Origin of the sequence: Sphaerisporangium flaviroseum, assembly GCF_039537005.1 — a bacterium.
Classification (GTDB): domain Bacteria; phylum Actinomycetota; class Actinomycetes; order Streptosporangiales; family Streptosporangiaceae; genus Sphaerisporangium; species Sphaerisporangium flaviroseum.
The window spans coordinates 1-13,443 of sequence record NZ_BAAAZR010000028.1 but is presented as its reverse complement, the minus strand read 5'-3'; the positions used below and the strand labels follow the sequence as shown (position 1 = coordinate 13,443).

Sequence of the window (13,443 nt, the reverse complement as noted above, 5' to 3'; positions counted from 1 at the left end):
AGTCGTCGAATCGACAGCGGTTCTCAGGATAGTTGAATGCGATGGATAATCACCGTTCCCGGCGGGTGGCAGGATGTGGAAGGAGAGAACCTGCCACCGGGCGGGGCCTTTTCAGCCGGTGTGCGGGCTTGACACGCTCTCGCCCATTCGGAGAAGCTCGGTACGAACAGCATGGTTTCATCGTGGTGTTCGGTAAGCCTTGTACAGGGGCTTGGCCTTCGGCTGAGGTGGCACGTTGACTATGTTGGAAATACCTCAACGGTTTCAGAATATCCTGCGGCGGCATTTGCCCTATGCGGATTCAGGTGAATTCTCCGCGGCGGACGAGCTCGCGGGTCTCGGCCTCGATTCGATGGGCGTCGTCCAGCTTCTGGTCGACCTGGAGGACGGCTACGAGATCGAGCTTCCCGACGACATCCTCGACGAAGAGACGTTCGCGACCGTCGGCTCACTCTGGCGGGCGCTGTCCGCGCTCCTGGCCTCGAATGACGAGCGAGCGTGCCCTTCGCCGCGGCGTTGACCGAAAGCGCCCTGTGACCTACGCGGCGACGAGTGTGAGGATCGCGGATGCCGACTCGAGTCGATGACCTGCTCCGGTGCGGTGACCCCGCCCGACCGGCGGTGACCTTCAAGGACGAGACCCTCAGCTACGGCGAGTTGTCCGATCGCGTCGCCGAGACGGCGGCCGGCCTGCGCCGCATGGGGCTCCGCCGTGGTGAGCGGGTCGTCGTGTACCTCGAGAAGCGGATCGAGACCGTCGTCGCGATGCTCGCCGTGTCCTCGGCCGGTGGGGTGTTCGTCCCGGTCAATCCCCTGTTCAAACCGCAGCAGGTAGGTTACGTCGTCAGCGACTGCGAGGCCCGTGCGGTGATCACCACCTGGGAGCGTCTCCGCACGCTGCACGCCCGGTTGGAGGCGGCCGAGTCGCTGCGCCACCTCGTGCTGGTCGGTGAGCCGCCGCGCGACGGCCCGTGGCCGGCTTCCGGCCGATGGCGGGCCACCGCCTGGTCACGGCTCCGCGCGCCGGCGGCGGCGCCGGTCCGTGACGATGACGATGACGACGACGAGCTGGTCGAGCCCGACATCGCCACGATCCTCTACACCTCGGGCAGCACGGGATGGCCGAAGGGCGTCGTGTTGTCCCATCGCAACCTGCTCGCGGGCGCGCGGAGCGTCGCGGGCTACCTCGGGCACACGCGCGACGACGTGGTGCTCGCGGTCCTGCCCCTGAGCTTCGACACCGGGTTCAGCCAGCTGACGACGTCCTTCGTCGCCGGTGCGCACGTCGTCCTGGTGAACTACCTGGTGCCCGGCGAGGTGGTCCGCCTGTGCGCCCGGCACGGCGTCACCGGCCTGACGTGCGTGCCCCCCCTGTGGTCGCAGCTCGCGGCGCAGAGGTGGCCCGACGAGGCCACCCGGCGCCTGCGGTACTTCGCGAACACCGGCGGGCGCATGCCGAAGGCCACTCTGGACCGCCTGCGGAAGACCTTTCCGCAGGCCGAGCCGTACCTGATGTACGGGCTGACCGAGGCGTTCCGCTCCACCTACCTCGACCCGGCGCAGGTCGATCGGCGGCCCGACTCGATCGGGAAGGCGATACCGGACGCGGAGGTCCTGGTGGTGCGGCCGGACGGCTCGGTCTGCGACCCCGGCGAGGAGGGCGAGATCGTGCATCGTGGTGCGCTTGTGGCGCTCGGCTACTGGAACGACCCTGAACGCACCGCCGAACGGTTCCGGCCGTTCCCCCCGGGCGGCGGCGGGCCGCCGTCCGAGAGGGCGGTCTGGTCCGGCGACATCGCCTACCGGGACGAAGAGGGCTTCTTATACTTCGTCGGACGCACCGACGACATGATCAAGACCTCGGGATACCGATTGAGCCCCACGGAGATCGAGGAGGCGGTGTACTCCACCGGTCTGGTGTCCGAAGCGGTGGCCTTCGGCGTCCCCGACGAGAACCTCGGGCAGCAGGTGGTGCTGGCCGTCACCGGCCGCGACGGCGAACCGTGCGACCCCGGCACGCTGCTGAGGACGCTGGAGCGCGACCTGCCGCGATACATGATCCCGCGGCAGGTGATGGTGTGCTCCCGGCTACCCCGGTCGGGCAACGGCAAGTTCGACCGCAACGCGCTGCGCCGGATGGTGCCAGGATGATGGGCCTTCCCGCCGGCGGATACGGAAGGCACGAGGGCCAGCTCACCGTGGGCGGCATCCCCGTCGAGAGGCTCGCCGCCCGCGTGGGCGGCACACCGTTCTTCGTCTACGACCGTGAGCTGATCAACCGGCGGGTCGCGGCGGTGCGCGCGGCGCTGCCCGGCGACGTCCACCTGAGCTACGCGGTGAAGGCCAACCCGATGCCGGCCCTGATCCAGCACATGAGCGGCCTGGTCGACGGGTTCGACGTGGCCTCCGCCCTGGAGATGCGGCACGCGCTCGACACCCCGACGCCCGCCCACCGGGTCGGCTTCGCCGGGCCGGGCAAGACGGTGGAGGACCTGTCGCAGGCGGTGGCCGCCGGGGTCACCATCGAGCTGGAGTCCGAGCTCGAGATCGCGCGGGTCAAGAGGGTGAGCGCGGACCTCGGCATCGCGGCGCGGGTCGCGCTGCGGGTCAACCCCGACTTCACGATGCGCGGCTCCGGGATGCGGCTGGGGGGTGGCCCGCAGCAGTTCGGCATCGACTCCGAGCGGGTCCCCGACGCGCTCGCGAGCCTCGCCGGCGCGGACTTCGACTTCCAGGGCTTCCACGTGTTCGCCGGTTCCCAGAACCTGCGCGCCGACAACATCTGCGAGGCGCAGCGCGGAATCGCCGAGCTCGTTCTGCGGCTGGCGGATGCGGCGCCGGGCCCGGTGCGGTACCTCAACCTCGGCGGCGGGTTCGGCATCCCGTACTTCCACCGGGACCGGCCGCTCGACCTCGACCGGGTCGGGGCGAACCTCGCGGACCTGATGGACGAACTGATCCGCCCCGGCCTGCCCGAGGCCAGGATCGTCGTCGAGCTCGGCCGTTACCTGGTCGGCGAGGCCGGGGTGTACCTCACCCGCGTGGTGGACAGGAAGGAGTCGCGCGGCAAGGTGTTCGTCGTCGTGGACGGGGGACTGCACCACCAACTCGCGGCGTCGGGCAACTTCGGCCAGGTGATCCGCCGCAACTATCCGATCGCGGTGGCGAACCGTGTGGACGACCTTCCCGATGAGACGGTGAGCGTCGTCGGCTGCCTGTGCACCCCGCTCGACCTGCTCGGGGACGACGTCGCGCTCCCCAGCCCCGGGGTCGGCGACCTGATCGTGCTGTTCCAGGCCGGCGCCTACGGCCTCACCGCCAGCCCCACCGCCTTCCTCAGCCACCCGCCTCCAGCAGAAGTACTCATCTGAAGCACCCACAGCGCAGGCTCCCGCGCGAGCCTGCGCCCTTGGCGGGCGTCGCCCCGCCTTCTGTTGCCATGGGCTTTCGCTCTGGGCTACGGCTGGTGCGGCAGCGTGGGGATGTCGCGGGGGAACAGGGACGGGGGCAGGGTCTCTGAGCGGGTGTTCCAGAGGTCCTTGAGGCTGGTCTCTGGGGTGGTCGCGGCCAGTTGGGTGCCGTGGGCGATGACGCGCAGGATGTCGGTCAGTGCCTCGGCCGGGATGACGTCCGGATCGGCCAGCATCATGACGCTGGTGCGCCCGCCGTGGACCGACACCCGCACCCGGAAGGGCTGCCCGTACTGCTGGGCGACCGGAGTCCAGACCAGCTCGGCCGGAGTCTGGTCGGTGGGGTCGGACGGCACGCGGTCCTGCTGGATGTAGTTGAACCAGCACCGGAACAGATGGTTGATCCAGCAGTCGTGGTCCGGGCTCCGGCCGGTCTGCGCCGTGATATCGGCGGCCAGGGCCGCCACGCGGTCGAAGTCGTAGCAGGAGTACCGGTACGCCCGGGCGCTCACCCAGTGCAGGTGCTTGATGTGCTCGCCCAGCGTGGCCCCCTGGTCGACGTTGGCGACCACCGGGATGAGCTGGTTCATCGTGCCGATGACGTGCTGGTGCTCCGGGGCGAACCGGTTCGAGGCCATCAGGCTCATCGTCACGCGGTCGGTGCCGGTGTGCCTCGCCAGCCCGGCGGCGATCAGAGCCATGATCACGGCGGGCGCGGTGACGCCGAGCCGCCTGCCGGCCTCCGCCGCGACCCCGCCCAACCGGCGCGAGTGCAGCGTCGCCTCGATCCGGTTGCGCTTCACGCGCGCCGGCAATGTCGGCGGCCCGTCCATCAGGCCGTCGGTGAGGACACGCCGCCAGTACCGTTCTGAGGCCTGCTGCCGGTCGCGCCAGGACTCCCCCCGCTGCTGGTACGCGAGCTCCCGGGGCGTGGGACCGAGCCGCATGGTGGCGTCCGGGTCGGCCAGCAAGGCGCGGAAGTGGTCCTGGAGATGATGGATCGACCACACATCCAAGATCAGGTGGGAGAACGACAGCGCGAGGTACTTCGGGGCGCCGTCGTCGGTGACCAGGACGCCGCGCCAGTTCCTGTCACCGGTCATCGGGAACGGGACGGCGGCCAGCTTCTCCTTGGCACGCTCCGGATCGCCGCGGTCGGTGACCGGGCGGTCGATGTGCTCGACCGGCAGCGACGTCGCCGAGTCGAGCCGCTGCACCGGGTCCCCGTCCCGCAGGTGGTAGGTGCTCCGCAGCGGCTCGTGGATCTCGACGAGCCGGTTCAGCGCCGGTACCACCCGGTCCGGCGGGGCACCTCGCAGATCCCAGGCCGTCGGAAGGTTGGCGTCCCGCATCCAGTCCTGCGGGTACCTCTCGATCTCTCGCCAGCTGAACAGCTGGCCGTAACTGAGAGGGGCGTCAACGGGCATGCGGTCTCCTCGGGAGCTCGGATCGGCTGGGCCTTCAGGCCTTCGCCGCGTTCTCGGTGAGCGCGGCGGCCCTGCTCTCCACCTCACGCCGCCCCATCCACAGCACCATCACCGCGGCGCCGGCCGCCACCTCGAAAAGCGTCACCAGGGTGACGAGGGTCGCCGCGTCAGGGCGGGTCAGCGGCTGCCCCCGGAGCGCCTGCCACGTGGTCACCGCCACGACGCCCGCGTACGTGCCGGCGGCCGTCCGGATCAGCTGGACCCGCACCCACTCGGAGCGCAACCAGGGCGTCCGGGCCGCCAGCGCCGTGAGCGCGACGGCGAACAGCGGGATCGCCTGCAACGCGTGGATTCCCAGGAAGTGTGCCACCCGGAGGTCACCCCCGGAGGTGCTCCATCCGACGATGGGCAGGCCCGGCCCGCCATCGGGCACTCCGACGCTGTGGGCGCCGGCGATGCCGTCTTCGACGCTCCGCATCGCTTCGATCCCCGGCGTGGAGGCCGTCATGAAGAAGGCGATGGCCATCCCGGCCAGGGCGACGACCATGCCGAGCCGCAGCGCCGACGCCAGCGCGGGATCGTCGAGCCGCTGCGTGCCCAGAAGGACGGCGAGGACCACGTTGGCGAGCCAGAGGATCGCGATCATCGCGGTCATGATGTTCCATACGAGCGCGTCCCACGAGGTCTGCACGTTGAAGTGGCTCATCCGGCCGAGGAACACCTGCGCCGTGATCAGGGCGAGTTCCCCGACGATCATGACCGCGCTCACGGTGGCGAGCCGCCGGCCCCAGCGGCGTCCGCGCCGCAGGTAGGTCAGCATCCAGGCGAGCGTCGCCGCGTAGACGGCGACGGAGACCGCGAACTTGAACGGCTTGAGCCAGATCGGCGCGCCGGTGAGCACCCGGTCGTCCACGAGCAGGCCGGCGAGCGCGACGATGCCGACCAGTCCTGAGGTGACGGCCGCGGCCAGCAACGGCCGGTGCGCACGTAACGCTGAATCAATCGGACTCTGGAGAACGCTCATACGAGGCCCCTCTCCTAAAGGGGTGGTCCTGCCGTCCATTACAGATCGCGCCGGCCACCGAATGAATAATCCCCGCGGGGTGTTCATCCTGGGCCGGGGATATGGGACGCGACGGCGGTGCCTTTAGGCGGGCGTGCTGATTGCCGCTCGGTAACGCATGGCCTTATCGGCCACTTGGAGCCGGACCTCGATTCGAGCGTGAGGTCTCTTCCACAGACAGCATCTTCAGTGCGTACGCCCACGTCAAGGCGGTTACCGCGTGAAGGCGATGGCAACTAACTACCGGCAACAATGTGCCAGCACGCGACCGTGGCCCAGGAGCGCAGGCTGCCATTAGGGTCACAGTATCGAGCGAATAGTCGTAAACACACCACCGTCCGTCATTCCTGCACGGTTCTTTATGGAAACCGGCGGTGTCAGGTTGGTGATGCCCGAGGCTTGAGGTGGCGCCTTGATGGTTGGTGAGTCGATTCAACTGAACGGCGCGACGGCGGACGGGGCCGGCCGGTTGGACGCCCGTCCTGATCCATCGGTCGCCGAGCCGGTCGCCGTCGTGGGGATGTCCTGCCGGCTGCCCGAGGCCGCGGATCCGGAGCGGTTCTGGCACCTGCTGCGCGACGGAGTCGACGCGGTGACCACGGTGCCGGAGGGCCGGTGGCCGCACTCCACCGGCATCGAGTACCGACGCGGCGGCTTCATCCAGGATGTGGACCGCTTCGACGCCGCGTTCTTCGGGATCTCGCCGAACGAGGCCGCCTCGATGGACCCGCAGCAGCGGCTGATGCTGGAGCTCTCCTGGGAGGCCCTGGAGAACGCCCGGGTGGCGCCCGCCGAACTGCGCGGGACGGCCGCCGGCGTGTTCCTGGGAGCCATCTCCAACGACTACGCCGCCCTGCGGGACCGGCTCGGCGCCGGGGCGCTGGACCGGCACACCTACGCCGGCGCGAACCGCGCCATGATCGCCAACCGGGTCTCGTACTTCCTGGGGCTGCGCGGACCGAGCCTCACCCTGGACGCGGGGCAGTCGTCGTCGCTGGTGGCCGTGCAGATGGCCTGCGAGAGCCTGCGCCGTGGCGAGACCCGGCTGGCACTCGCCGGAGGGGTGAACCTCAACCTCCTGGCGGAGACCACCGCCGCCATCGGCAGCTTCGGGGCGCTGTCCCCGGACGGCCGCTGCTACGTCTTCGACAGCCGGGCCAACGGCTACGTACGCGGCGAGGGCGGCGCGCTCGTCGTCCTGAAGCCGCTGTCCGCGGCGCTCGCCGACGGGGACGCCGTCCACTGCGTGATCCTGGGAGGCGCCGTCAACAACGACGGCGGCGGCGACGGCCTGACGGTGCCGAGCCGCCGCGCCCAGCAGGAGGTCATCACGCTGGCCCGTGAGCGCGCCGGAGTCGACCCCTCCGAGGTCCAGTACGTCGAGCTGCACGGCACCGGCACGAAGGTGGGCGACCCGATCGAGGCGGCGGCGCTGGGCGCCGCCCACGGCGGCGGGCGTCCGGACGGCTCGCCGCTGCTGGTGGGTTCGGTGAAGACCAACATCGGCCACCTCGAAGGCGCCGCGGGCATCGCGGGGCTGCTGAAGGTGGCGCTGAGCCTCAAGCACCGCGAGCTGCCGCCGAGCCTGAACTTCGAGACCCCCAACCCGGGGATCCCGCTGCACGAGCTCGGCCTGGAGGTCGTACGTTCTGCCGGTCCGTGGCCCGAGCCCGGACGCCCCCTGGTCGCGGGCGTCAGCTCCTTCGGGATGGGCGGCACCAACTGCCATCTGGTACTCGGCGAGGCGCCCTCCGAGGAGCCGGTCGCCCGATCCGTACCGGCGAGCGCGGACGCGCCATGGGTGCTGTCCGCACGTTCCTCCGAGGCGCTACGGGCCCAGGCCCAGCGGCTGCGCGCCCGCGTCGGGGAGGACCCGGCGGTGGAGCACGCGGACGTGGCGCTGACCCTGGTGCGCACCCGGGCCCGCTTCGAGCACCGCGCGGTGATCCTCGGCGGCGACCGGGCCACCCGTCTGGCGGGGCTGGAGGCGCTCGCCGGCGGGCGTCTCGACGAGTCGGTGGTCACCGGGTCGGTGACGGCCGGCGCCACCGCGTTCGTCTTCCCCGGGCAGGGATCGCAGTGGCCGGAGATGGCACGCGACCTGCTCGACGGTTCCCCGGCGTTCGCGGAGCGGATCGCCTCCTGCGCCGAGGCCCTCGAACCGTTCACCGGCTACTCGCTGCCGGAGGTGCTGCGCGGAACGCCCGGTGCGCCCGGCCTCGACCGCGTCGACGTGGTCCAGCCGGCGCTGTGGGCCGTCATGGTGTCGCTCGCCGCCCTGTGGCGGGCGCACGGTGTCGAGCCGGACCTGGTCATCGGGCACTCCCAGGGGGAGATCGCCGCGGCCACCGTCGCCGGAGCGCTGTCCCTGACGGACGCCGCCAGGGTCGTGGCGCTGCGCAGCCGCGCCATCGCCGGCATCACCGGCCGTGGCGGCATGATGTCGGTCGCCGCTCCGCTCGACGTCGTCGAGTCGGCCGTCGGCCCCCTGGCGGGGGACGCGGGTGTGGCCGCGGTCAACGGGCCCCGGTCCGTGGTCGTCTCCGGGCGGTACGAAGCCCTCTCCGGCCTGGGGCGGCGGCTCTCCGCCTCCGGGTACCGCACGAAGCTCATTCCGGTCGACTACGCCTCGCACTCCGCCGAAGTGGAGGACATCCGCGACGAGGTGATCCAGTCGCTGGCGTCCATCCGCCCCGTGAGCACCGAGACGCTGTTCATCTCCACGCTCACCGGCGAGCCCATGGACACCGCGGAGCTCGACGCCGGCTACTGGTACCGCAGCCTGCGGCAGCCGGTCCGCTTCGCCCAGGCCACCCGCCGGGCGCTCGACCGCCACTGCGGCCTGTTCATCGAATGCAGCCCGCACCCCGTGCTCTCGGGCGCCGTCGAGGAGACGATCGAGGAGGCCGAGCGTGAGGCGGCGGTCGCCGGCACCCTGCGCCGCGGCGACGGCGGGCCGGGCCGGTTCCTGCGAGCGCTCGCCGAGGCCTACACCTTCGGCGCCCCCGTGGACTGGACCGGGCCGTGCGAGGTGCCGGGGGCACGGGTGATCGACCTTCCGACCTACCCCTTCCAGCGGGAACGGCACTGGCCCTCCTCGCTCGATGACGCGCGGCGGCAGGACCGCCCGACGCCGGGGGCCGGGCACGACCCGGCCCCGTCCACGCCGGGCGTACCGGCCGGCACCTCCCGGCGCGAGCTGCGTGAGCTGGTGCTGAGCACCGCCGCCGGGCTGCTCGGGCACCAGGACATCCGGAGCATCGAGCCGACCAGGACGTTCAAGGACCTCGGCTTCGAGTCGGCGGCCGCCGAGGACCTGCGCAAGCGGCTGCGTACCGCGACCGGGCTGCGGCTGCCGACCGGCCTGGTGTTCGACCACCCCACTCCTGACCGGCTCATCGACCACCTGCACACGCTGCTCAACGAGGGGCACGCCGAAGCCGTCGCCGAGGTGCGCTCCGGGGACGACGGCGACCCGATCGTGGTGGTCGCCATGGCGTGTCGCTACCCCGGCGGCGTGGCGTCGCCGGAGGACCTGTGGCGGCTGGTCAGCACCCGGACCGACGCGATCTCGGAGTTCCCTCCCAACCGCGGCTGGGACCTCGACGCGCTGTTCGCCACCGGACCGGACCGCTCCGGCACCAGCGACACCCGGTACGGCGGCTTCCTGCACGACGCGGACCAGTTCGACGCCGCGTTCTTCGGCATCAGCCCCCGCGAGGCGGCCGCCATGGACCCCCAGCAGCGGCTGCTGATGGAGATCGGCTGGGAGACCGTCGAGCGCGCCGGTCTCGACCCCGCCGAGCTGCGCGGCTCCGCCACCGGAGTCTTCGTGGGGGCCATGGCGTCCGACTACGGGCCCCGGCTGCACCAGTCCGCCGGGGTGGCCGACGGGCACCTGCTGACCGGCACCGCGCTCAGCGTCGCCTCCGGGCGCATCGCGTACGCGCTGGGCCTTCGTGGACCCGCGATCACCGTCGACACCGCGTGCTCCTCGTCGCTGGTCGCCATCGTCCTCGCCATGCAGGCGCTGCGGCGCGGGGAGTGCTCGCTGGCGCTGGCCGGTGGCGCGACCGTCATGTCCAGCCCTGGACTGTTCGTCGAGTTCAGCCGCCAGAGCGGTCTGGCCGCAGACGGCCGCTGCAAGGCGTTCTCCGCCGCGGCGGACGGTACGGGCTGGGGCGAGGGCGCGGGAATGCTGCTGCTGGAGCGCTGGTCCGACGCACGCCGTCACGGGCACCCCGTACTCGCCGTGATCCGCGGCGGCGCGGTCAACCAGGACGGCGCCAGCAACGGGCTCACCGCGCCGAGTGGCCAGGCCCAGCAGGACGTGATCAGGCAGGCGCTGGCCGACGCGCGGCTCACCGCCCGCGACGTCGACGCGGTGGAGGCGCACGGCACCGGTACCAGGCTCGGCGACCCGATCGAGGCGGAGTCGCTCATCGCCGCGTACGGCGAGGACCGTGACGGGGACCGTCCCGTCTGGCTCGGCTCGCTCAAATCGAACATCGGTCACACCCAGGCCGCCGCAGGCGTCGGCGGCGTGATCAAGATGGTGAAGGCGCTGGAGCATCGGATGTTGCCTCCCACGCTGCATGCCGACGAGCCGACGCCGCACGTCGACTGGAGCGGTGGCGCGGTACGGCTGCTCACCGAGCCCGTGGAACTGCCGGAGGACCGGCCGCTGCGCGCCGCGGTGTCGAGCTTCGGCATCAGCGGAACGAACGCGCACCTCATCGTGGAGCGGGCGCCCGAGGCCGAGCCGGCCGAGCCGGTCACCGAGGGCGACCGCCTCGTGTGGGTGCTGTCGGCCAAGACCGCGGCCTCCCTGCGCGCCCAGGCCGACAGGCTCGGCCAGTACGCGGCCACCGCACCGGTGGACGACCTGGCCGCGGCGGCTCAGGTGCTGTCACGGCGGGCCCGTTTCCCGCACCGCGCGGTGGTGATCGCCGGCGATCGCGAGGAGCTCCTCGCGGGGCTGGCCGCGCTCGCCGACGGCTCTGCGCACGCCGGCACCGTCCGCGGGGTGGCGGGGACCGACGTGCGGCCGGTGTTCGTGTTCCCGGGTCAGGGGTCGCAGTGGGCGGGGATGGCGGTGGAGTTGCTGGATTCCAGTGAGGTGTTCCGGGGGGAGATGCGGCGGTGTGATGAGGCGGTGGGGCGGTTCACGGGTTGGTCGGTGGTGGAGGTGTTGCGGGGTGTGGGTGGTGCGCCGGGGTTGGCGGGGTCGGATGTGATCCAGCCGGTGTTGTTCGCGGTGATGGTGTCGCTGGCGGGGTTGTGGCGTTCGCTGGGGGTGGCTCCGGCGGCGGTGGTGGGGCACTCGCAGGGGGAGATGGCCGCGGCGTGTGTGGCGGGGGCGCTGACCCTCGAGGACGCGGCCAAGGTCGTGGTGCTGCGCAGCCGGGCGCTGACGAAGATCGAGGGTGCCGGGGGCATGCTGGCGGTCTCGCTGCCCGCCGGCCTGGCGAGGGAGCGGATCGCGCCATGGCAGGACCGGCTGTGGGTGGCGGTGCACAACTCGCCCGCGAGCACGGTGGTCGCCGGTGATCTGGAGGCCCTGGAGGAGTTCACCGCGAGCTGCGGGGACGGGGTGCGGGTCCGCAGGATCGCGCTCGACTACGCCTCGCACACCCCGCACGTCGAGCCGCTGCGTGAGGAGCTGCTGGCCACCCTGGAGGGGGTGACCTCGCGCGCCACCGATGTCGCCTTCTGCTCGTCGCTGGCCGGCGCGTTCGTCGAGCCCGGCGACCTGAACGCCGAGTACTGGTACGACAGCCTGCGCAATCCGGTGCGGTTCGAGCAGGCCGTCAGGGCGTTCGAGCAGTACGGCACTCCGCTGTTCATCGAGGCGAGCCCGCACCCCGTCCTGACCGGGCACGTCCAGGACACCCTGCAGAGCGCGGGTGCGCCCGGCGACGCGACCGGGACGCTCCGCCGCGGCGAGGGCGGCTGGGGCCGCTTCCTGACGTCGCTGGCCCAGGCGTACGTGCTCGGGGCCGAGATCGACTGGCCCGCCGCGCTCGGTCCGGCGCCCCGCCGCCATGTCGATCTTCCCACCTACCCCTTCGACCACCGCAGGTACTGGATCGACGGCGGCACGGGCACCGTGGACGTCGCCGCCAGGGGCATGGCCGGCTCCCGGCACCCGCTGCTCGGCGCGGTCGTACCGCTGGCCGGAGACGACGGCTTCCTGCTCACCGGGCGGCTGACGCGCGGCACGACGCCGTGGCTCTCCGACCACGTGGTCGACGGCGGAGGGCTGCTGCCCGGCACCGCCTTCGTCGAGCTCGCCCTGGAGGCCGCCGCCACCGCCGGCTGCGAGGAGGTCGAGGACCTGACGCTGGAGGCCCCCCTGCCGCTGCCCGACGCCTGGGCGGTCCAGGTGCAACTGGTGGTCGGGGGAGCCGACGACGAAGGCCGCCGCGGCCTCACCGTGTACGCCCGCCCGGCGGGCGACGAGGAGGCGGCCTGGACACGTCACGCCACCGGCGTGCTCGCCAAGGCCTCCGAGGCGGCAGGCGAGCGGCTCGCCGCTTGGCCGCCGGCGAACGCCGTCGCGGTCGACCTCGTGGAGGCGTACGAGCGCCTCGCCGACCGGGGCTACCAGTACGGACCCGCGTTCCAGGGACTGCGGGCAGCGTGGCGCGCGGGCGACGACGCGTACGTCGAGGTGGCGCTGCCGGAGGAGGTCCGCGGGGACGCCGGGCGGTACACGATCCATCCCGCGCTGCTGGACGCGGCGCTGCACCTGCTGGTGCTGGACTCCACCGCGGTCCCGCAGGACGCCGTCTCGCTGCTGCTGCCGTTCGCCTGGAGCGGGGTGAGCGTGCGAGCCGTCGGCGCCGGCACCCTGCGGGTGCGGATCGCGTCCCGCGGTGACAACCGGGTGTCGCTGATGATCTACGATGGCGCCGGGAACCTGGTCGCGGACGTCGAGGAGCTGACGTTGCGCCGGATTCCCCGGCACAGAGGCGCCTCGCACGCCGCCTCCGACGCCGCCTCGTACACCGTCGACTGGATCGACCTCACGACGTCCGGCACCGAGTCCGCCCGGCGGTGGGCCGTGGTCGGATACGACGGCTTCGCCGACGAGATCGGTGCCGCGCTGGAGAGGGCCGGCCTCAACGCTCCGCGCTACTACGACCTCGCCTCGCTGGCCGAGATGACCGCGGGCGAGGTGCCCGACACCGTCCTGGTCCCCTACCTGCCCGAAGCCGATGACGACGACGTGCCGTACGCGGTGCGCGACGGCATGTACCAGATGCTCGACCTGGTCCAGGGCTGGGTGGGCGACGAGCGGTTCGCCAACAGCCGCCTGGTGTTCGTGACCAGGGGCGTCCTCGACCCGGTGGGCGGCACGCGGCGGTCGCTGGTCGGCGGGCCGGTGTGGGGGCTGGTGCGGTCGGCGCAGTCGGAGCATCCGGGGCGTTTTGTGCTGCTGGATGTGGAGGAGGGTTTTTGCGGGTGGGGTTCGGTGGGGTCGGCGGTGGTGTCGGGTGAGTCGCAGTTGGTGGTGCGTGGTGGTGTGGTGCTGGTGCCG

General features: G+C 71.9%; 6 protein-coding genes. 4 read left to right on the top strand and 2 right to left on the bottom strand.

The features are described 5' to 3' along the window. The first annotated feature begins 241 nt into the window (after positions 1–241). From ABD810_RS28110 to ABD810_RS28100, 3 genes are read left to right on the top strand one after another with little or no spacing between them, the layout of a single operon-like run. Positions 242–520, top strand: coding sequence for a phosphopantetheine-binding protein (locus tag ABD810_RS28110; RefSeq protein ID WP_344946912.1), 279 nt, complete (start codon positions 242–244; stop codon positions 518–520). Positions 521–567: 47 nt separating this feature from the next. Beyond that, positions 568–2,151, top strand: a complete 1,584-nt coding sequence (locus tag ABD810_RS28105; protein ID WP_344946909.1) for an acyl-CoA ligase (AMP-forming), exosortase A system-associated — start codon at positions 568–570, stop codon at positions 2,149–2,151. Next, the gene (locus ABD810_RS28100; RefSeq protein WP_344946906.1) at positions 2,148–3,371 is read left to right on the top strand and encodes a pyridoxal-dependent decarboxylase, exosortase A system-associated; all 1,224 of its coding nucleotides are present in this window, start codon (positions 2,148–2,150) and stop codon (positions 3,369–3,371) included. Before ABD810_RS28105 ends, ABD810_RS28100 begins: the two co-directional genes overlap by 4 nt. Before the next feature lie 86 nt (positions 3,372–3,457). On the opposite strand, the gene ABD810_RS28095 is transcribed toward ABD810_RS28100, so the two are convergent. Both ABD810_RS28095 and ABD810_RS28090 read right to left on the bottom strand, forming a co-directional pair. Then, positions 3,458–4,837 carry a condensation domain-containing protein gene (locus ABD810_RS28095; protein ID WP_344946903.1) on the bottom strand — a complete coding sequence of 460 codons (1,380 nt, stop codon included), beginning with the start codon at positions 4,835–4,837 and terminating at the stop codon, positions 3,458–3,460. Between the two features lie 34 nt (positions 4,838–4,871). After that, positions 4,872–5,861, bottom strand: a complete 990-nt coding sequence (locus tag ABD810_RS28090) for a hypothetical protein (RefSeq protein ID WP_344946900.1) — start codon at positions 5,859–5,861, stop codon at positions 4,872–4,874. A gap of 454 nt (positions 5,862–6,315) precedes the next feature. Here ABD810_RS28090 and ABD810_RS28085 point away from each other — a divergent pair. Beyond that, positions 6,316–13,443: type I polyketide synthase (locus ABD810_RS28085; protein WP_344946897.1), on the top strand; the 7,128-nt coding region annotated here is incomplete at its 3' end.

Coding starts and splice junctions, on each gene's coding strand:
- ABD810_RS28100 (WP_344946906.1), top strand. CDS start 2,148: ATGATGGGCCTTCCCGCCGGCGGATACGGAAGGCACGAGGGCCAGCTC.
- ABD810_RS28095 (WP_344946903.1), bottom strand. CDS start 4,837: ATGCCCGTTGACGCCCCTCTCAGTTACGGCCAGCTGTTCAGCTGGCGA.
- ABD810_RS28090 (WP_344946900.1), bottom strand. CDS start 5,861: ATGAGCGTTCTCCAGAGTCCGATTGATTCAGCGTTACGTGCGCACCGG.
- ABD810_RS28105 (WP_344946909.1), top strand. CDS start 568: ATGCCGACTCGAGTCGATGACCTGCTCCGGTGCGGTGACCCCGCCCGA.
- ABD810_RS28110 (WP_344946912.1), top strand. CDS start 242: ATGTTGGAAATACCTCAACGGTTTCAGAATATCCTGCGGCGGCATTTG.